The sequence below is a fragment of the Micromonospora haikouensis genome (assembly GCF_000876225.1).
GTDB classification, from domain to species: Bacteria; Actinomycetota; Actinomycetes; order Mycobacteriales; family Micromonosporaceae; genus Micromonospora; species Micromonospora haikouensis.
The window spans coordinates 353,521-371,639 of record NZ_JXSX01000002.1 but is presented as its reverse complement, the minus strand read 5'-3'; the positions used below and the strand labels follow the sequence as shown (position 1 = coordinate 371,639).

21 protein-coding genes are annotated in these 18,119 nt (G+C 74.5%); 7 read left to right on the top strand and 14 right to left on the bottom strand.

All coding sequences use genetic code 11. The features are described from left to right. Positions 1-35: 35 nt before the first annotated feature. Complete coding sequence (locus TK50_RS18275) at positions 36-689, top strand: LuxR C-terminal-related transcriptional regulator (RefSeq protein ID WP_043966477.1); 654 nt, start codon at positions 36-38, stop codon at positions 687-689. A gap of 36 nt (positions 690-725) precedes the next feature. Here the strand turns inward: TK50_RS18275 and TK50_RS18270 are convergent, their stop codons facing one another. Together TK50_RS18270 and TK50_RS18265 are read right to left on the bottom strand one after the other, a co-directional pair. Beyond that, positions 726-1,376: an HAD family hydrolase gene (locus TK50_RS18270; RefSeq protein WP_043965313.1), complete on the bottom strand. Its 651-nt coding sequence runs from the start codon at positions 1,374-1,376 to the stop codon at positions 726-728. Positions 1,377-1,425: 49 nt separating this feature from the next. Next, positions 1,426-1,680 carry a glutaredoxin family protein gene (locus TK50_RS18265; RefSeq protein WP_043965311.1) on the bottom strand — a complete coding sequence of 85 codons (255 nt, stop codon included), beginning with the start codon at positions 1,678-1,680 and terminating at the stop codon, positions 1,426-1,428. Positions 1,681-2,254: 574 nt separating this feature from the next. Between TK50_RS18265 and TK50_RS18260 the strand changes: the two genes are divergently transcribed. From TK50_RS18260 to TK50_RS18250, 3 genes are all read left to right on the top strand, one after another. Continuing rightward, positions 2,255-3,223, top strand: coding sequence for an ECF subfamily RNA polymerase sigma factor, BldN family (locus TK50_RS18260; protein WP_043965309.1), 969 nt, complete (start codon positions 2,255-2,257; stop codon positions 3,221-3,223). A gap of 424 nt (positions 3,224-3,647) precedes the next feature. Next, the gene (locus TK50_RS18255) at positions 3,648-4,574 is read left to right on the top strand and encodes a DUF5667 domain-containing protein (RefSeq protein WP_043965308.1); all 927 of its coding nucleotides are present in this window, start codon (positions 3,648-3,650) and stop codon (positions 4,572-4,574) included. 238 nt (positions 4,575-4,812) lie between these two features. Then, positions 4,813-5,670 (top strand): HAD family hydrolase, encoded by an 858-nt coding sequence (locus TK50_RS18250; protein ID WP_241774081.1) that lies wholly within the window; start codon positions 4,813-4,815, stop codon positions 5,668-5,670. A gap of 45 nt (positions 5,671-5,715) precedes the next feature. On the opposite strand, the gene TK50_RS18245 is transcribed toward TK50_RS18250, so the two are convergent. The 10 genes from TK50_RS18245 to TK50_RS18205 form a co-directional block, all read right to left on the bottom strand. Further along, positions 5,716-6,573, bottom strand: coding sequence for a lysophospholipid acyltransferase family protein (locus tag TK50_RS18245; protein WP_043966476.1), 858 nt, complete (start codon positions 6,571-6,573; stop codon positions 5,716-5,718). Between the two features lie 254 nt (positions 6,574-6,827). After that, positions 6,828-7,901, bottom strand: coding sequence for an NAD-dependent epimerase/dehydratase family protein (locus TK50_RS18240; protein WP_043966473.1), 1,074 nt, complete (start codon positions 7,899-7,901; stop codon positions 6,828-6,830). A gap of 124 nt (positions 7,902-8,025) precedes the next feature. Beyond that, positions 8,026-8,127 (bottom strand): 30S ribosomal protein bS22, encoded by a 102-nt coding sequence (locus tag TK50_RS33010; RefSeq protein WP_007465623.1) that lies wholly within the window; start codon positions 8,125-8,127, stop codon positions 8,026-8,028. A 331-nt stretch (positions 8,128-8,458) separates the two neighbouring features. Then, on the bottom strand, positions 8,459-8,668 hold the full coding sequence (locus TK50_RS18235) for a helix-turn-helix domain-containing protein (RefSeq protein WP_007073166.1): 210 nt from the start codon (positions 8,666-8,668) through the stop codon (positions 8,459-8,461). A 545-nt stretch (positions 8,669-9,213) separates the two neighbouring features. Then, entirely contained in the window at positions 9,214-9,615 is a 402-nt protein-coding gene (locus TK50_RS18230; RefSeq protein WP_144420324.1) for a hypothetical protein, read from the bottom strand. Positions 9,616-9,911: 296 nt separating this feature from the next. After that, entirely contained in the window at positions 9,912-11,225 is a 1,314-nt protein-coding gene (locus tag TK50_RS18225) for a hypothetical protein (RefSeq protein WP_043965303.1), read from the bottom strand. Positions 11,226-11,317: 92 nt separating this feature from the next. Then, the gene (locus tag TK50_RS18220) at positions 11,318-11,653 is read right to left on the bottom strand and encodes a YrdB family protein (protein ID WP_043965302.1); all 336 of its coding nucleotides are present in this window, start codon (positions 11,651-11,653) and stop codon (positions 11,318-11,320) included. A gap of 3 nt (positions 11,654-11,656) precedes the next feature. Beyond that, positions 11,657-12,229 carry a TetR/AcrR family transcriptional regulator gene (locus TK50_RS18215; RefSeq protein ID WP_043965301.1) on the bottom strand — a complete coding sequence of 191 codons (573 nt, stop codon included), beginning with the start codon at positions 12,227-12,229 and terminating at the stop codon, positions 11,657-11,659. Then, entirely contained in the window at positions 12,222-13,022 is an 801-nt protein-coding gene (locus tag TK50_RS18210) for an alpha/beta fold hydrolase (RefSeq protein WP_043965300.1), read from the bottom strand. Before TK50_RS18210 ends, TK50_RS18215 begins: the two co-directional genes overlap by 8 nt. Before the next feature lie 87 nt (positions 13,023-13,109). Beyond that, entirely contained in the window at positions 13,110-14,030 is a 921-nt protein-coding gene (locus TK50_RS18205; protein WP_043965299.1) for a proline dehydrogenase family protein, read from the bottom strand. A 101-nt stretch (positions 14,031-14,131) separates the two neighbouring features. On the opposite strand from TK50_RS18205, the gene TK50_RS18200 reads away from it, so the two are divergent. From TK50_RS18200 to TK50_RS18190, 3 genes are read left to right on the top strand one after another with little or no spacing between them, the layout of a single operon-like run. Further along, positions 14,132-14,425 carry a hypothetical protein gene (locus TK50_RS18200; RefSeq protein WP_229404771.1) on the top strand — a complete coding sequence of 98 codons (294 nt, stop codon included), beginning with the start codon at positions 14,132-14,134 and terminating at the stop codon, positions 14,423-14,425. A 1-nt stretch (position 14,426) separates the two neighbouring features. Continuing rightward, entirely contained in the window at positions 14,427-15,593 is a 1,167-nt protein-coding gene (locus TK50_RS18195; protein WP_043965298.1) for a glutathionylspermidine synthase family protein, read from the top strand. 18 nt (positions 15,594-15,611) lie between these two features. Continuing rightward, positions 15,612-16,181, top strand: coding sequence for a CGNR zinc finger domain-containing protein (locus TK50_RS18190; RefSeq protein ID WP_043965297.1), 570 nt, complete (start codon positions 15,612-15,614; stop codon positions 16,179-16,181). A 55-nt stretch (positions 16,182-16,236) separates the two neighbouring features. Here the strand turns inward: TK50_RS18190 and TK50_RS18185 are convergent, their stop codons facing one another. Both TK50_RS18185 and TK50_RS18180 read right to left on the bottom strand, forming a co-directional pair. Then, positions 16,237-17,043 carry a sugar phosphate isomerase/epimerase family protein gene (locus tag TK50_RS18185; protein WP_199486092.1) on the bottom strand — a complete coding sequence of 269 codons (807 nt, stop codon included), beginning with the start codon at positions 17,041-17,043 and terminating at the stop codon, positions 16,237-16,239. Positions 17,044-17,150: 107 nt separating this feature from the next. Further along, positions 17,151-18,095, bottom strand: coding sequence for a Ppx/GppA phosphatase family protein (locus TK50_RS18180; protein ID WP_043965296.1), 945 nt, complete (start codon positions 18,093-18,095; stop codon positions 17,151-17,153). Positions 18,096-18,119 lie beyond the last annotated feature (24 nt).

Here is an 18,119-nt window from a genome sequence, read left to right as displayed (position 1 = left end):
CCGCCGAGGGCCACGGCGTGATAGACAGCAGCATCATGCGGGTGGTGATCGCCGACGACGCCGTGCTGCTCCGGGAGGGGCTGGTCCGGCTGCTGACCGAGCGCGGGCACGAGGTGGTGGCCGCCGTCGGTGACGGCGACGCCCTGGTCGGGGCGGTCGTCGCCCACCGGCCCGACGTGTCGATCGTCGACGTGCGGATGCCGCCGTCGCACACCGACGAGGGGCTGCGCGCCGCGGTCGAGGCCCGCCGCCTCGTCCCCCGTACCCCGATCCTGGTGCTGTCCCAGTACGTCGAGGTGTCGTACGCCGACGACCTGCTGGCCACCACCGGCGGGGGCGGCGGCGGGGTGGGCTACCTGCTCAAGGACCGGGTGGCCGACATCGACGACTTCCTGGACTCGCTGGCCCGGGTCGCCTCCGGCGGCACCGTGCTCGACCCGGAGGTGGTCGGCCAGCTGCTGGTCCGCCGGCGGCGCGACGACCCGCTGCGGGAGCTGACCCCGCGCGAGCGCGAGGTGCTGGCCCTGATGGCCGAGGGGCACTCCAACACCGCCATCGCCCGGGCCCTCGTGGTCACCGACGGCGCGGTGGAGAAGCACGTCCGCAACATCTTCACCAAGCTCGGCCTGCCCCCGGACACCGCCCAGCACCGGCGCGTCCTGGCCGTCCTCGCCTACCTGCGCGGCTGACCGCCGCACCGCCCTTCCGCCCAGCAAGCCTCGCGGTCAGCGCAGGGTGGCGGCCAGGGCGACGGCCTCGGTGAGCGTGTCGGCCACCGGGTGGCCGGAGGCCCGCAGCCGGGTCGCGTCGGTGAAGCCCCCCGTGTACAGCACCGCCCGGCCGCCCACCGACTCGGCGGCGTCGGCGTCGTCGATCGAGTCCCCGATCAGCACCACCGCCCGGCCGTCCAATCCCAGCTCGGACAGGTGCTTGGCCAGCGACTCGGCCTTGCGGTCGCCGCCGACGGTGGCGCGCAGCCCGTCGACCCGGGCGAACCGCCCCGTCAGCCCGTAGGAGTGCACGGCGGGCACCAGCTCGTCGTGGAACCACATGGACAGCAGGGACTGGCTGCCCGGCCAGGTCGACATCGCCGCCGCCGCGTCGTCGGCGAGTGTGCAGGTGGTCAACCCGCTGCGGTACGCGTCGTGGAAGATCCGGTCCAGCTCGCCGAACGCCTCGTCGTCGACCGCCCGGCCGAGCACCCCGGCGTAGTAGTCAGCGATCGGGCGGCGGAACCGCACCCGGTGCTCGTCCGCGGTGACCGCCGGCCCGCCCACGCTGGCGAACGCCGCGTTGGTGGCCGCCACCACCAGGTCGAGGTCGTTGAGCAGGGTGCCGTTCCAGTCCCAGACGAGGTGGGGGCGCGCAGAGGTCATCCGAGCACGATAGGCGGCGGACGACCGCCGTGGGGACCGCCGGGTCCGGTCAGAGCTGCGGGGTCGTCAGGTCCCGCAACAACCGCTCCTCCTCCACCCGCCAGTACCCGTGCTCCTTGCCGTCGAGCAGCACCACCGGCAGCCGGTCGCCGTACTCGCGCTCCAGCTCGACGTCGGTGGTCACGTCCTTCTCGATCCACCGGTCGCCGGTGACCGCGACCACCCGGCCGAGCGCCGCCTTCGCGTCCTCGCAGAGGTGGCAGCCGGGGCGGGTGATCAGGGTGAGCCGGGCGTCACTGGACATCGGGAAACCTCCGTGCGGGTGTCGGCCGGGACCGCCCTGCGGCGGCCCGCGCCCGGACAGTCTCCCCCGACCCGTCGGTGCGACACACCCGGTACCGCCGACTCGGCCACGCACCGTACGCGGACGCGCCCCTGCGGACGCGCGGGAGTGCCGGCGCCACCCCGTGCGGGCAGGCGTCGCAGCCGTCGTCCCGGCCCCTCGCCGAGCGGGCCGATCGGGCGCTGAGCTGGGGTTATCCCTAACCAGCCCGGCGCGCGAAAGTCAACCTCCCCCGACGGACAACCGGTCCGGCACCGGTGCGACGGGGAAGCAAATACTTCTGCTCTGTGTAACGGACTTGCCACGCGCGGGTGACGTTGGCCCTATTATCACTCGGGTCGACTCACCCCATTTGCCGTGAGTCGACACCCCTCAGCCCGAGGAGGCCCCCCGTGCCTGTGAGCGCATTGGACCCGTACCTCAAGGGGATCTGCCGCCCGTCGGCACGTCCCGGACAAGCCCTGCCCGACGGCCCCGGCCGCGCCCGCGCCGGGGCGCCCCAGCGGTCCGCGGCGACCCTGACCGGGGAGGCACGGTGACCAGTTTCGGCTACGCGCAACGACCGGTCGGGCTGGCCGCGGCGGCCCGTGCCGTCCTCAACGAACGGCTGGGCGTCGGCCGGAGCCCCGCGGACGACGGGTCCAGCCTCGCCGTACGCGGCGACGGGGCATCCAGACGGTTACGCAACCGGTCCCATCACAACGAGGCGCTGCCCCGTCCGGCGACGCCGGGGGGCAACGGCGGACGGGTCGCATCACCCGCCCGGCCGACCATGCCGGCGCAGGGCCGGCGCAGTGGCGACACGCCGCCGGTGACCGATCCGTCGGCCGGCGAGACGGCGGTGCTGCCGGCGGTGCCGGCCAGTCCGCCCCCGCCGCCCCCCGGGCCCCCGGGCGGTGGCACGCCGACGGGCTTCCCGAGCCGCCCCGACCCGTCCGACCCGGCCACCGAGGTCTGGAAGCTGGTCGAACGCGCCCAGGCCGGCGAGGCCGAGGCGTTCGGGCTGATCTACGACCGGTACGTCGACACCGTCTTCCGGTTCGTCTACTTCCGGGTGGGCAACCGGCAGCTCGCCGAGGATCTCACCTCCGACACCTTCCTGCGGGCCCTCAAGCGCATCGGCAGCTTCACCTGGCAGGGCCGGGACCTCGGCGCGTGGTTGGTCACCATCGCCCGGAACCTGGTCGCCGACCACTTCAAGTCCGGCCGGTACCGGCTGGAGGTCACCACCGGCGACGTGCTGGACGCCGACCGGGAGGACCGCGGCCCCGAGGGCAGCCCGGAGGCGGCGGTCGTCGAACACATCACCAACGTCGCCCTGCTCACCGCCGTCAAGCAGCTCAACCCGGAGCAGCAGGAGTGCATCGTGCTGCGGTTCCTCCAGGGCTTCTCGGTGGCGGAGACGGCGCGGGCGATGGGCAAGAACGAGGGCGCGATCAAGGCGTTGCAGTACCGCGCGGTCCGCGCGCTGGCCCGGCTGCTGCCGGACGGCTTCCAGCCCTGACCGCCGCCACCGGCTGCGTCCTTCCGCCTCGCCCCGCCCGTCCCACCCCGCGTGCCACCCCGCCCGGCGGTTCGTCCTCCCCCGCGCGAGGCCGACCGCCCGGCCGGCGGCGTCCGCGAGGGGTCCGGCCCCGACGGCGGTTCACGCCCGTACGCCAGCCGGGGCGCGCGGCGCGGACGGGAGCGCCGACCGCGGCGGCGTGACGGCCATCACTCTTCGTGATTTCGCTCCCGTCGGCCCCGTAACCCGTGCCCGGGGCGGAGCGTTTCTCCCGGTGCGACCGGTGGTTCTCCGGCATTCCCGGGCCCGACGGTCCGGACAGCGCAGCCGCCACGAGCTTCGTCCTGGGTGCACGCTGCCGCCGGTCGCTGGTGCCGACAGCGGCCGACCGACCGGCCGCCACCAGCGAGAGGAGGTGCCTGCGGTGACCAGCAACCTCTTCTCCCGCCGGCGCGCCGAGCGCTTCGCGCAGCTTCTCGACGAAGCCAACGGCGGCCGACGTCACCACGTCCGGTCCCGGGCCGACGATCATCTCGCCGCGCTCGTCGCGGTCGGCCGGCAGCTCAACGCCGACCCTCCGCCCGTCGCGGTGGACCCCGACTTCCGCACCGGCCTGCGGGCGATGCTCGTCGCCGCCGCCGAGCGGGAGGGCGTCGGGGCCGGTGCCAGCGCCCCGGAGGCCGCGCCGGCCACCCGACGGGGCGCACTCGGTCAGCGCGGCACGGCTGGTCAGCGCGGCACCGTCGGCGCCGGCCCACGCGGCCCGTTCCTGCCGGCCGTGACCGCCCGCCGGGCCCGGGCCCGGGGTGCCATTCTCATCGGCGTGACCGCTGGCGCGATCGCCGTCTCCGGCATCTCCGCCGCCAGTGAGAACGCCGTGCCCGGCGACGCCCTCTACGGGATGAAGCGCTCGACCGAGCGCGCCCAGCTCGCCCTGGCCAGCTCGGATCTCAGCCGCGGCCAGCTCTTCCTCGACTTCGCCCGCACCCGGCTCGGCGAGGCCGCCGCGCTGCGCGGGGACCGGCTCGGGTTCGACGCCGTCCTCGACGACATGGACTCGGACACCCGTCAGGGCGTACGCCTGCTCACCACCACGGCTGCGCAGCGCTCCGACCCGGCCGGTCTCGACTCGGTGAACGCCTTCGTCACGGGGCAGCGCCGCGCGGTCGGTGACCTGCTCGACGGGGCCAGCCGCGCGGAGCGGGACCGGGTCCGCGAGTCGATCGCCCTGCTCGACGCGATCCGCAAGCGCTCCGACGGGCTGCGCGCCGCCATCGAGTGCGAGCTGCCCGCGCCCGCCGGCAGCGACGCGCTCGGCCCGACGCCGACGGCCTGCCCCGGCGACCGCTGAGCGCACGCGTTCCCGCGTTCCCTGAGCTCCCGGCGCGGGCGGTCTCGCGATGCTCCTGCTGTTAGGAAGGGCCCCTTGTACAACGTCATGCGTTAACAAGGTGCCCTTCCTTACCGAGCAGCGCGCGCCACAGTTCTCGCCGCAGCGGGTGGGGCGGCCGCGCCGCCCGGCTACGCTCGCGGGGAGGCACTCGTCGGGGGCGTCGAGCGAGGGAGGTCGGGTGGCCCGCAACGGCAGGATGACGGTCAGCACCGACCGGCGCGGCCACACCGCCGGCTGGGCCGAGACCGAGGCCGCGCCCGCCACCCCGGTAGCCCCCGATCCGGCCGCCGCGGCCTTCTTCGACGTGGACAACACGATGATGCAGGGCGCGTCGATCTACTGGTTCGCCCGCGGGCTCGCCGCCCGCAACTACTTCACCACCGGGGACCTGGCCCGGTTCGCCTGGCAGCAGCTGCGCTTCCGGGTGCTCGCCACCGAGCACGCCGGGGACATGTCGCAGGCCAAGGAGGCGGCGCTCGCGTTCATCGAGGGCTGGCGGGTCGACGACGTGGAGCGGCTGGCCGAGGAGATCTTCGACGAGCTGATGGCCCCCCGGATCTGGGCCGGCACCCGTCGGCTGGCGCAGCGCCACCTGGACGCCGGGGAGCGGGTCTGGCTGGTCAGCGCCGCGCCGGTCGAGATCGGCCGGGTGATCGCGTCCCGGCTGGGGCTGACCGGGGCGATCGGCACGGTCGCCGAGGTGGTCGACGGGGCGTACACGGGGCGGTTGGTGGGTGACCTGATGCACGGGCCGGCCAAGGCAGAGGCGGTGACCCAGCTCGCCGCCGTCGAGGGGCTGGACCTGGCGCGCTGCTCCGCCTACAGCGACTCCGCCAACGACCTGCCGATGCTGTCGGCCGTGGGCCGGGCGGTGGCCGTCAACCCGGACGGTGCCCTGCTGCGGCAGGCCCGGCAGCGGGGCTGGGAGGTACGCGACTTCCGCACCGGCCGGCGGGCCGTGAAGATCGCGGTGCCGTCGACGGCGGCGGCCGGACTGCTCGCGGGCGCGGTCGGCGCCGGGATGGCGCTGCAGAAGCGCCGCCGCGTCCGCTGACGGCCCCCGCCCCACGCCCGGTGGGGCGCGACGGCTGCCGGCGGGTCAGGGGCCGAACGGGTCAGGGCGGCGCTCCAGCAGGCTGTAGAGGGTCTGCTGGATGGTCTCCCGCACCTGGTCGGCAAGGTTGAACACGACCAGCGGGTCGTCGGCCGAGTCGGTCAGGTGCGCGGTCGGGATCGGCGGGCAGAACTCGATGAGCCACTTGCTCGGCAGCGGCACCATCCCGAGCGGACCCAACCACGGGAACGTCGGCGTGACCGGGAAGTATGGCAGCTTGAGCAGCCGGGCGAGGGGCTTGATGTCGGCGAGCATCGGATAGATCTCCTCGCCGCCGACGATCGCCACCGGCACGATCGGGGTGCCGGTGCGCAGCGCCGCCGAGACGAACCCGCCCCGGCCGAAGCGTTGCAGCTTGTAGCGGTCGGAGTAGAGCTTCCCGACGCCCTTGAACCCCTCGGGGAAGACCCCGACGACCTCGCCGGAGCGGAGCAGCCGCTCGGCGTCGGGATTGCAGGCGACCGTGCCGCCGGTCTTGCGGGCGATCTCGGACACCACCGGCATCCGGAACACCAGATCCGCGCCGAGCAGCCGCAGGTAGCGGTGGGCCGGGTGCTGGTCGTGCAGGGCGGCGGAGAGGATCAGCGCGTCCAGCGCCACCGTGCCGGAGTGGTTGCCCACCACCAGGCCGGCGCCGTCGGCCGGCACGTGCTCCAGCCCGGTCACCTCCGTGCGGAACCAGTCCCGATAAAGCAGCCGCAGCATCGGGTGAAAGACGGACTCGGTCAGCTCCGGGTCGAACCCGAACTCGTCCACCTGGTAGTCGCCGGAGAGCCGCCGACGCAGGAACGCCAGCCCCGAGGCGACCCGCCGGTCCCACACGTCGCCGGGCTGGTCCGGCACCGCCGCGTCCCGGGGGGCGCGCGCCGCCGCCTCCGGCCGCTCGCGCTCCGCCGCCTCGGGCAGCTCCCGCTCCGCCGGCTGCTCCCGCCGGGTCGGCTGCGGGTCCGCCGGGCCACGGGCAGGGTCGGCGGCCGGCCCCGGGGCCGGGTGGTGGCCGTTGCGCCGCGCCGGCTCCGCGTCCGGGCCGGCCACCACCAGCGGTACGTCGTACCGGCCGTTGGCCCCGGCGCGCCCGCGCTCCTCGTCCGGCGGGGTCACGACCGCTCCCGCGCAACCGCGCGCACCTGGCGGATGCCGTCGAGGACGGCCCGCTCGGCGGCCGCCAGCTGTTCCCGGGTGACCACCACGCCGCCCTGGTGGGCGCGGATGAAGTCGTCGAACGCGGCGGCGGTCGAGCGGGGCGCGAAGCCGTACTCGCGTTCGAGGGCGGAGGTGTCCACGACCCGACCGTGCACGAAAAGGTCGACCTGGTCCAGGCCGTACCGGCCGAAGCCGAGGCTGCGGGCCAACGCGATGGCCCCGGACAGGCCCGGTTCGAACACCGGCACCCCGACCCGCCCGGCCCGCCTGATCGCCTGGGACAGGGACAGCACGCCCGGCCCGGCGACGTTGAACGTGCCCGGGTGCTCCTCGGCGACCGACCGGTGCAGCACCTCCAGCGCGTCGTCGAAGTGCACGAACTGCAACCGGGGGTCGCGCCCGAAGACGGTGGGGACGAAAGGCTGGGAGAAATACCTGGTGAGCGTGGTGTCGGCGGTGGAGCCGATGAACGGCGCGAAGCGCAGCACCGTGGCGGTGACGTCGGGCCGGCGGCGGCGGAAGCCGCGAACGTACCCCTCGATGTCGAGGATGTCGCGGCCGAAACCGCCGCGCGGCACCTCGCGCGGCTCGGTCTCCTCCGTGAAGACGGCCGGGTCCCGGAACGACGCCCCGTACGCGGCGGTCGACGAGCGGACGACGAGCTTGCGCAGCCGGGGCGCCCGCTGGCAGGCGGCGAGCAACTGCATGGTGCCGATGACGTTCTGTTCCTTCATCGCCGACCGGCCGCCCTGCTGCGCATCGGGGGCGGTGACGAGGGCGAGGTGCACCACGGCGTCGACGTCGAGGTCGGCGAGGAGGCCGCCGAGCGAGCCGAGGTCGAGCCGGATGCGCTCGACCCCGTCGAGCAGGCCGGCCACCTCGGGGTTGGGGGCGCTCGGGTCGACGCCGATCACCCGCTCGATGCGGGAGTCGGCGGCGAGCCGGGCGGCGACGTGCGCGCCGAGGTATCGGTTGATCCCGGTGACGACGACCACCCCCGGGGCACCTGGGGTGCCACCGGGGGTCACGTCGTGCACCTACCCCGGCAGGTGGGATCGAGCCGGGGCAACCGCGGCCTGATCACCTGAGCCTCCGAGGGTCGACTGTTGGCAAGCGACACGGGGCGCCGGGCCGTGGTGGGCCCGGCCCCGGTCACTTGCCGAGACGGCGACGCTGGACGCGGGTCTTGCGCAGCAGCTTGCGGTGCTTCTTCTTAGCCATGCGCTTGCGGCGCTTCTTGACCACCGAGCCCATACGACGACAGCCTTTCGATGCAACGTGCGGGGCGGACCGGATGACACCACGCGGTGGCGTCGAGGGCCGCTTGCGGACAACGGGCCGGACCAGCTGGCGTGCGGCGGGCGCACCGGAGTGCGGTCACGGTCCGGTCCAGGGTAGCGGGAGAGGCTCAGCAGGACCAACGCGCCCCCGTCGATGCCCGTTACGTCGCACTCGGTGCCCTTTGCGGTGCGCCGCTTCGTGTCCTGTGCGGGGCGGCGCTTCGTGGCCTCGGCGGGGCGCCGCCCGTGCCTTTGCGGGGCGCGGCCCCGTGGCATCGGCGGGTGGCGGAACAGCGGCAGGCGGATCAGGCGGTTTCCTGGAACGCGCCCCGGAGATACTCGTGCACCGCGTGCTCGGGCACCCGGAACGACCGGCCGACCCGCACGGCGGTCAGCTCACCGCTGTGCACCAGCCGGTAGACCGTCATCTTCGACACCCGCATCACCGTCGCCACCTCGGCGACGGTGAGGAACCTGACCTCCGACAGCCTGCCGTCGGACTGCGAACCGGTCATGGCCCACCGCCCCATCCCATGCCCCGGCGCGTGCCGCCGGACGGGATCCTCCCGCCAGGACGGGCTACGCGCGTGTTACCAGTACGGTAGCGGGACGGCTGTGACCGGCGCGATCCCTTCGCGCATGTTGATCACGCCGGGGGCGGGTTTCCCCCGACCGTGGCCTGCCGTTTTCGCCCCGCCCGGTCGACCGGCTGGGCCGGCGTCGGGTTGGGCCAGCCTCCGGTCGGGCCGGCGCCGTGTCGGCGACATCGCGGTATCCGGGCACCCCTGACCCCGCCATGTCGCCGACATGGAGTCGATCAAGGCACCCGGTGGCCCCGGCGGCGCCACCGGAGCCACCGGGCGGGCGCCCCGGGCCGCTTCCGGACGCGGACCGGGGCTCCGCACTGGGAGCGCTTCAGTCTGACAGGTGCCCCGTCGAGCCCGAACAGCGGTCGATCATGAACTGCCCGTCCCTCGGACACGAACGACGACACTCCCCCGAACGAGATCCTCACTCGCAGTCAACCCTGCCGCCTTGCGACCCTCGACACCTGCCGCAGCTACTGACATGAATCGCCGCCCTGAAGTTCCACGAACAGTTCGTCGGCGCGAACCGAGACTCGCAGAGTCGTCGACCCGAACGAGAGATCCGCGCCAACTATCTTGCCAAACTCGACCAGAAGACCGAGATCCCCGACCCGCCGTCCGATCAGCTCCTTGTAGCCACTCTCGCAAGACACATCAAAAGCCACCCATTTCCCGGACCTGGCCACGAATTCTCTATTCTCGACACTCATGGGCTCCGCGAACGGATCGCACCACCCCCCTACGCCAAGCCGCAATGACTCACCATCAGCGCCAGACTCCAGCCGAAAGATGGCACCGTTCTCCAGCTTCAGCTCGATCGGCCCACCATCGCCCTCCCGCACGCCCCCTGGCTGGACATAGCTGATCCGTCTCACCCGAGCAATCGAACTCGTAAGAAGAGCCGCAATCTCTCCGCTCAACACCGGCACCATCTCTTTCCAACCCGACAGTACGTGTGAAAGCCATCAATGGTGAGGTTGTAGGCGAGCGCTGCGGTCGTCGGGTGCTACCTCAACTCGCCCTGCTCGGACGCGGCACCGACGGCCGGATCTCCAAGGCCGACCAGCCGACCTCCGGAGCCGCGTTCGTCACCTGGGCGGAGATTCCCTGACCGACGATGGTGTGGCGTCCGCTCACGGCGTGGGTGGACGCCACACCATCGCGGGGCCGTTCAGCCGACCGCCGCCCGGGCGTACGCGACGCACGCGTCGTGCAGGCCCGCCCAGGGCTCGCCGAACGCCTCCCCGGACGCCTCCTCCGCGGTCCGCCGGTCGTGCACGACCGCCTTGAAGAAGGCGAGCACCCGCTGCTCGCCGAACCGGTCGACGAGGTGCCGTACGGCCAGGTAGCCGACGCCGTAGCTGCCGCCGACGCGCCGGGCGGAGGCGTCCTCGGCCGGGGTGAGGTCGTCGAGCCGGCCGGTCCAGCCGCCGCCCGGCGCCAGCAGCTCGCGCACCTCGGCGAGCCCCTCGTAGCGGCCGACCGGTGTTCCGCCGACGCCCGCGTACTCGGCGAGCCCCTCCACCAGCCACCACGTCTCCCGCCCCGGGTACCCGCGCTCGGGCAGGGAGGCGGCGTGCGTCAGCTCGTGCCGGAGCAGGTCGTCGGCGCCGGTGGCGGAGAGCCCGTCGGCGTTGAGGACCACCTCGTGGTGGCCGCCGCCGACGGTGACGGCGTACCCGCCGGTCCACGCCGGGCGGCCGCCGCCGTACCAGCTCAGCCACTCCGCCTTGCCGGCGTAGAAGACGCGGTACCGGTCGGGCGGCGGGCCGGCGACCGCGTACGCGTCGGCGGTCCGCGCCGCGGCCTCGGCCTGGCGGAGCAGGCCGGGAAGCTTCCCGCGCAGCGCCGGGGTGGTGGCCACGACCGTCCGCGGGCCCACCGCCACGACCAGGTCGCTCACCTCCCACGGCCGGGTGCCGGTCTCGGCGGACCGGGACTCCTCCATGGCGACCAGCCGGACCTGCCCGCCGGAGTCCCGCCACCGGGTGCCGACGAGCACGGGGCTCGGCCGGCAGCCGGGCACCACGAAGCAGTACTGGAAGCGCACCACGATCCGCCACTCGTCGGGCCGCCCGACCACGGTGGTGGGTAGGCCGGTCTGCTCGGGCCGCCAGACGGTGACCCGCAGGGCGCGCAGGGCGGCGTACCGGCGGGCCAGGGCGGGGTGGGCGGCGGGCTCGGCGACGGCGAGGAAGCCGGCCCGGTCGCCGCCGAGCAGGGCGGCGGCCTGGCGGTCGAGCTGGCCGGAGATCCGCTCGCCGAGCTGCCGGGCGGCCTCGACAGCCGGGTCGGCGGGCGCGGTGGGCCCGAGGCGGCCGATCATCGGCCGGTCCGCCGCCTCGTGCAGCACGCCGGCCAGCAGCACGGTGGGCAGGCCGCAGGTGAGCAGCACCAGCACCACGCCGAGCGCGGCCCACAGCGGCCAGGGCCGACGCCGTCGTGGTTGGTCCCACCGGTGCATGCCGTCCAAGCCGTCGGTCACCCGGCGAAGGGTACGACCTCCGGGGCGGATCGGGCGAACGCGCCACGGGCCGCCGGGCGGGCTCGCCGGGGGCAGGGGCGCGGGGCGGACGCTCAGTCCGACGGTGCGGTGAGCGCCAGCACGACCCGGTCGAGCAGCCAGAGGCCGACCAGCGCCGCGCCGTGCACCGGACGGCCGGCGAGGAGCAGCAGGAGCCCGCCGGTGACGAACCAGGCGGCCTGGAAGGCGAGCTTCGCCGGGCCGGGCAGCGGCACGGCGGCCTTCTGCGCGCCGAAGACCCCCCAGGCGGCGGCGAGCAGCACCGGCGCGCCGATCCCGGCGGCGATGCGGGCGGCCCAGCCGGCGTCCAGGGTGAAGCCCCACCAACCGCCGGCGACGAGCACGGCGAGTTCGAGCAGGAAGATCAGGGCCAGGGCGAGCAGGTACACCGGTCAGTCCTCCCGGGGCCAGGAGCGGAACGCCACGTCCAGCCCGGCGACGAGCCGGTCGTACGAGCGGTCGACGTCGCGGGGCAGCCCGAAGCCGCCGGCGGCCTCCAGGGCGAGGAAGCCGTGCAGGGCGCTGCGGAGCACCCGGGTGGCGTCGATGGCGTCGTCGCCGTCGAGGCCGTACCCCCGGAGGATGGCGTAGATCGCGCCGACGGCCCGCCCGGCGGCGGCGACGTGGTCGGGGTCACCGGCGTCGGGCGCGCGTTGCGCGGCGACGTAGCGCCCGGGGTGCCGGCGGGCGTAGTCGCGGTAGGCGGCGGCGACGGCGCGCAGGGCGTCTTCGCCCGCGCGGCCGGCGGCGGCCGAGGTGAGCGCGTCGGCCAGTTCGGCGGTGGCCAGCGCGGCGAGCTTGCGGGTCAGCGCGTCGGCGCCCTTGACGTGCTTGTAGAGGCTGGGCAGGGCGACGCCGAGCCGACCGGCGAGGGCGGCGAGGGTGAGCTGGTCGAGGCCGACCTCGTCGGCGAGCCGGGCGGCTTCGCGCACGACGATCTGCTGGTTGAGCCCGGCCCTAGGCACGAGCGGTGGCCTTCAGGAAGGCGACGAGCTGCGCGGCGGTCTCGGCCGGCCGGTCGGCGTGCGGGTAGTGACCGGAGTCGTCGATCATGCGGGCCTCGGCGGTGGCGAAGAGCCGGCGGGCGGCGCGGGCCTCGGCGCCGGGGTCGGGGAAGTCGGGGTCCTTCGTGCCCATCAGCACGAGGACCGGCTGGCGCACCTCGGGGGCCCGGGTGGTCCAGTGCGGCTCGGCCGGGGCCGCGACGCCGCGCATCGCCGCCATCCGGCCGGGTTCGCGCAGGTTGGCCACCATCGCCTTGCGGTACGCGGCGTAGTCCGCCGGCCGGCCGCTGGGGAAGAGGCTGCGGTGGAACATGCCGAACAGCCGGGGGCTGCGCAGCACCGCTGCCACGGCCAGCCGCAGGACCGGGTTCAGCTTCCGCTCGGTGACGAAGGCGCCGACCTGGACGATCGCGCCGACCAGGTCGGGGGCGTCGGCGGCGGCGAAGACCACGGCGGCGCCGCTGGAGGAGCTGCCGACCAGCGTGGCGGGGCCGCCGCCGAGGGCGCGGACGACGGCCAGCAGGTCGCCACCGACCTCGGCCGGGGCGTACGTCGGCCAGCCGGCGCTGGACCGGCCGTGCCCGCGCACGTCCACCGACGCCACCCGGTAGCCGGCGTCGACCAGCAGCGGGACCAGGTGGCGGTAGGCCGCCCGGTTCTCCCCCATGCCGTGCGCGAGGACCACCAGGGGGCCCTCCCCGTGCACCTCGTAGGCGATCCGCCCACCGTCCCGCTCAACGTAGCTAATAGTCATAGCCCAAAAGCTAACTCGATTAGCCAATCGCGTCAAGCGCTCAGCGCCCGGTCCGCTCGGACGGGTGAGTTCATTCCCCCGCTGGGGTCACTTCTTCGACATCAGGGCCCGGCCGAAGAAGGCCAGGTTCGCGGGACGCTCGGCGAGGCGGCGCATGAGGTAGCCGTACCAGTCGGTGCCGTACGGCAGGTAGGTGCGCACGGTGTAGCCGTCGCCGACGAGCCGGGCCTGCTCCTCCGGCCGGATGCCGTAGAGCATCTGGAACTCGAACCGCTCCGGCCCCCGGTCGAACCAGCGCGCCCGGTCCTCGCCGATGGCGATCAGGCGCGGGTCGTGGGTGGCCAGCATCGGGAACCCGTCGCCGGACATCAGGATGTTGAGGCACCGCACGTACGACTTGTCCACCTCGCGGGCCGCCTGGTACGCCACCGACTCCGGCTCCCGGTACGCCCCCTTGCACAGCCGCACCCGGGACCCGGCGTACGCCAGCTCGCGGCAGTCCGACTCGGTCCGCCGCAGGTACGCCTGGAGGACCGCCCCCGTCGCCGGGAAGTCCTTGCGGAGCCGGGCCAGCGTGTCCAGCGTCGAGTCGGTGGTGGTGTGGTCCTCCATGTCCAGGGTGACCGTGGTGCCCGCCTCGTCCGCCGCGGCGCAGATCGCCCGCGCGTTGTCGTACGCGAGCCGCTCGTCGAAGCGCTGGCCGAGCGCGGAGAGCTTCACGCTGACCTCGGCGGCCGGGGTGAGCCCGGCGGCGGAGAGCAGGCCCAGCAGCTTCAGGTACTCGTCTCGGGTGGCGGTGGCCTGCTCTGCGGTGACGGTGTCCTCGCCGAGGTTGTCGAGGGTGACCGCGAGGCCCTCGGCGACGAGTTCGCGGGTCGCGCGCAACGCGTCGTCGGTGCCGGCGCCGGCGACGAACCGGCGGACGACGTCCCGGGTGAACGGGGCCGTCGCGACGAGCCGCTCGACCTGGGATGACCGGGAGGCGGCAAGGATGACGGAACGGAGCATGAGCCGAGCGTAACGCCAGCGGGCACCACCCCGCCGGGCGGCGGCCCCGCCGGCGCAGCCCCGGGGCAGGTGACGTGGCGCGGGTCAGCTACAACGATGCCGTGGAACAACGCCCCCGACGCCGGCTCCGGTCGGCCACCGTGCAGCTCGGCGCGCTGACCGCCCTCGCGCTCACCATCTCCGGCTGCAACATGTCCTCCGGCGACGACGATGACGACGACTGCGCGCTCGGGCCGGTCGGCGGCGGGACGACCGTGGCGCTGGCGATGCACGTGCCCGCCACCGGCACCGCCGTCACCACCGACGCCGGGCGCGCCGACCCCCGGGCGGGTGCCGCCGCGGCGGTGCCGGAGCGCGGCGGCTTCGGCACCCATCTCGCCTCCTGCGGCGGCTGACGTGCGACGCGAGGCGGCCACCCCGCGCGCCGACTGGGACGCCACGGTCCGCTCGCAGGGCCTCGTCTACGTCGACACGGAGCTGCCCGACGGCGGGATCGTGTCGTACTGGGACGAGACCGCCGCGTACGTCTTCGGGCTGGAGGAGGTGCTCCGGCTGGAGGAGGCGACCGCCGAGCTGCACCGGATGTGCGTCGCCGCCGCCGAGCACGTGGTGGCCCGGGGCCGGTACGCCGAGTTCGGCATCCCCGGGTGGGCAGCCGAGGCGGTGGCCCGTTCGCTGCGCGAGAAACCGCCGAGCCTCTACGGCCGCTTCGACCTCTGCTACGACGGCAGCTGGCCGCCGAAGCTGCTGGAATACAACGCCGACACCCCCACCTCGCTGGTCGAGGCGAGCATCGTGCAGTGGTTCTGGCTGGAGGAGACGCGCCCGGCGGCGGACCAGTGGAACAGCCTGCACGAGCGCCTCGTCGCGGCGTGGGCGCGCATCGGCGCGGGCCTGCACGACGACCGGGTGCACGTGGTGTGGTCGAGCGAGGAGGAGTCGGGCGAGGACCAGATCACGGCCGGCTACCTCGCCGAGACCGCCCGGCAGGCGGGGCTGAAGGCGGAACTGCTGCCGATCCAGGACATCGGCTGGGACGGCCGGCGCTTCGTCGACGCCGCCGACGGCCCGGTCACCACCTGCTTCAAGCTCTACCCGTGGGAGTGGATGCTCGCCGAGCCGTACGGGCCGCTGGCCCTGGAGCCGGGCACCCCGACGACCTGGATCGAGCCGGCCTGGAAGCTGCTGCTGTCCAACAAGGCGCTGCTCGCCGTGCTGTGGGAGCTGTTCCCCGGGCACGAGTACCTCCTCCCCGCGTACCTCGACTCGCCGCGGCAGATGACCGAGTACGTGGCGAAGCCGCTGCTCGGCCGCGAGGGCGGGTCGGTGCGGATCGTCACGCCCGCCGGGGAGGTCAGCAATCCCAGCGACTACGGCGACGAGGGCTTCTGCTACCAGGAGTTCCGGGCCCTGCCGAGCTTCGACGGCAACCACGTGGTGCTGGGCAGCTGGATCGTCGACGGCGAGCCGGCCGGCGCGGGCCTGCGGGAGAGCACCAGCCTCATCACCGACAACTACGCCCGGTTCCTGCCGCACTACATCGACACGCCGCGCCTGACGTGAGTCGTCTACCGTTGGGGTGTGAACTTCGACGCGTACGCCCGGACCGGGGTTGACCTCGTCAACGCCCGGCTGGACGACCTCGACGACCTGCGGGCCCTCTTCCCCGACGAGAACGCGTGGATGCGCGACGAGGTCGCGGACCGGGACCTGGCGATCTTCCGGCGGGCACAGAAGCGGCTGCGGGACGTCTTCGACTACGGCACCTCGGGGCGCGACATCGAGGCGGTCGCCGAGTTGAACGCGCTGCTGGAGGCGTACCCGGTGCAGCCGCGCATCTCCGGCCACGACTCCAGCGACTGGCACATGCACGTCACCAGCCGGGGCGCGTCGGTGAGCGCGGAATACCTGGCCGGCGCGGTGTGGGGCCTGTCGGTGTGGCTCTGCCAGTACGGCAGCGCCCGGTTCGGGGTCTGCGCCGACGAGCGCTGCGGCAACGTCTACCTGGACACCTCGTCGAACTGCTGCCGGCGGTTCTGCTCGGAGCGCTGCGCCACCCGGTCGCACGTGGCCGCGCACCGGGCCCGCAAGCGGGCGGCGATCGGCGAGCAGCAGGCCGCCCCGGCCGAGGCGCTGGCCCCGGCGCGCTGACCGGGCCGCATCGACCTGGGCACCGGGGCCGGGCCAGCCGGGCAGCGGGCGCGGGTCAGGCGTCGACGGGGGACGGCGCGGTCAGGTTGGCGCGGGCGAACTCCAGGGCCTCGCGCAGGTCGGCCTCGCGGACGGCGCGGCTCTTCGCGCCCCGCGTGGTGACCTCGACGGCCACCGAGCCGGCGAAGCCGCGCCCGGCGAGGGAGCGCAGCAGCTCGCCGCAGGGCTGGCCGCCCCGCCCCGGCACCAGGTGCTCGTCGCGCCCCTCGCCGGTGCCGTCGCCGAGGTGCACGTGGGCGAGGCCCGACCCCATCCGGTCGGCCATGGCCAGGGCGTCGGTGTGCGAGGCCGCGCAGTGCGACAGGTCGAGGGTGTACGACGGGTAGCCGGTCTCGGTCGGGTCCCACCCGGGGGCGTACGGGACGAACTGCCGGCCGGCCATCCGCACCGGGTACATGTTCTCCACGGCGAAGCGCAGCCCGGTGAACCGCCCGGCGACCTCGTCCAGCCCGTCGGCGAAGGTGCGGGCGTAGTCGCGCTGCCAGGTGAACGGCGGGTGCACCACGACGGTGGGCGCCTCCAGGGTGTCGGCCAGCTCGGCGGCGCGGCGCAGCCGCTCCCACGGGTCGGGGCTCCACACCCGCTGGGTGACCAGCAGGCAGGGGGCGTGGACGGAGAGCACCGGCACGCCGTAGTGCGCGGCGAGGCCGCGCAGCGCGCCGGCGTCCTGGCTGACGGCGTCGGTCCAGACCATGACCTCGATGCCGTCGTATCCGAGTGCCGCGGCCAGCTGGAACGCCGCCGCGGTCCGCTCAGGGAACACCGAGGACGTGGACAGGAGCACCGGGACGCGGGAAGTCACAGCTGCCAGCGTAGCCCGGCCCACGTTGCGGCATCGTGACGAGTAATCGCAAATCGCCCGTAGCGCCGCAACGGTCCTCCGGGACGTCACGGCAGGTCACCGGGTGTTCAGCGTTCGGTGAGCCGGTCGAGCTGGCGCAGGATGACCCCCTCCCGCAGCGCCCACGGGCAGATGTCCAGCGCGGGCACGTCGAGCCGGCGCAGCACCGCCTCGGCCACCACCGCCCCGGCCAGCAGCTGGTGCGCCCGGCCGACGCTCACCCCCTCCAGCTCGCTCAGGTGGCGCGGCGGGATGTGCCGGACGAAGCCGAGCACCTGCCGCAGCCCGTCCCGGGTCAGGCTGCGCCGGGCCCACAGCCCGGCGCCGGAGGGGGCCGCCCCGGCCAGCCGGGCCAGGGTGCGGAACGTCTTCGAGGTGGCCACGGGGCGTTCCCAGCCCACCTCGGCCATCTTCTCCACCACGGGGTCGAGCAGCCCGTCGACGTACTCCCGCAGTTCCGCCACGGCCCCGGCCGGCGGCGGCTCCGCGCCGTCGGGGTCGATGCGCAGCCGGTCCCGGGTCAGCCGGCCCGCGCCGAGCGGCAGGGAGACCGCGACGTCCGGGTCCTCGTCGATGCCGGCGGCGATCTCCAGGGACCCGCCGCCGATGTCCAGGGCGAGCAGCCGGCCCGCCGACCAGCCGAACCACCGCCGGACCGCGAGGAACGTCATCCGCGCCTCGTCCGCGCCGGAGAGCACCTCCAGTCGTACGCCAGTGGCCTCGCGCACCCGCGCCAGCACCTCGGCCGCGTTGGTGGCGTCGCGCACCGCGGAGGTGGCGAAGGCCAGCAGGTCGTCGCTGCCCAGCCGGGTGGCCGAGGCGCGGGCCGCGTCGACCGCCCGGACCAGCCCGTCCGCGCCGGCCTCGGTGAGCGCACCGTCCGGGCCGATCTGCTCGGCGAGCCGGAGCACCACCTTCTCCGAGTGCGCCGGCCACGGGTGCGCGCCGTGGTGGGCGTCGACCACCAGCAGGTGCACCGTGTTGGAACCGACGTCGAGGACTCCCAGTCGCATGCCGAAGACACTAGGGCCTGCCCG

Coding starts and splice junctions, on each gene's coding strand:
- TK50_RS18275 (WP_043966477.1), top strand. CDS start 36: ATGCGGGTGGTGATCGCCGACGACGCCGTGCTGCTCCGGGAGGGGCTG.
- TK50_RS18270 (WP_043965313.1), bottom strand. CDS start 1,376: ATGACCTCTGCGCGCCCCCACCTCGTCTGGGACTGGAACGGCACCCTG.
- TK50_RS18265 (WP_043965311.1), bottom strand. CDS start 1,680: ATGTCCAGTGACGCCCGGCTCACCCTGATCACCCGCCCCGGCTGCCAC.
- TK50_RS18250 (WP_241774081.1), top strand. CDS start 4,813: ATGACGGTCAGCACCGACCGGCGCGGCCACACCGCCGGCTGGGCCGAG.
- TK50_RS33010 (WP_007465623.1), bottom strand. CDS start 8,127: ATGGGCTCGGTGGTCAAGAAGCGCCGCAAGCGCATGGCTAAGAAGAAG.
- TK50_RS18235 (WP_007073166.1), bottom strand. CDS start 8,668: ATGACCGGTTCGCAGTCCGACGGCAGGCTGTCGGAGGTCAGGTTCCTC.
- TK50_RS18210 (WP_043965300.1), bottom strand. CDS start 13,022: ATGACTATTAGCTACGTTGAGCGGGACGGTGGGCGGATCGCCTACGAG.
- TK50_RS18205 (WP_043965299.1), bottom strand. CDS start 14,030: ATGCTCCGTTCCGTCATCCTTGCCGCCTCCCGGTCATCCCAGGTCGAG.
- TK50_RS18180 (WP_043965296.1), bottom strand. CDS start 18,095: ATGCGACTGGGAGTCCTCGACGTCGGTTCCAACACGGTGCACCTGCTG.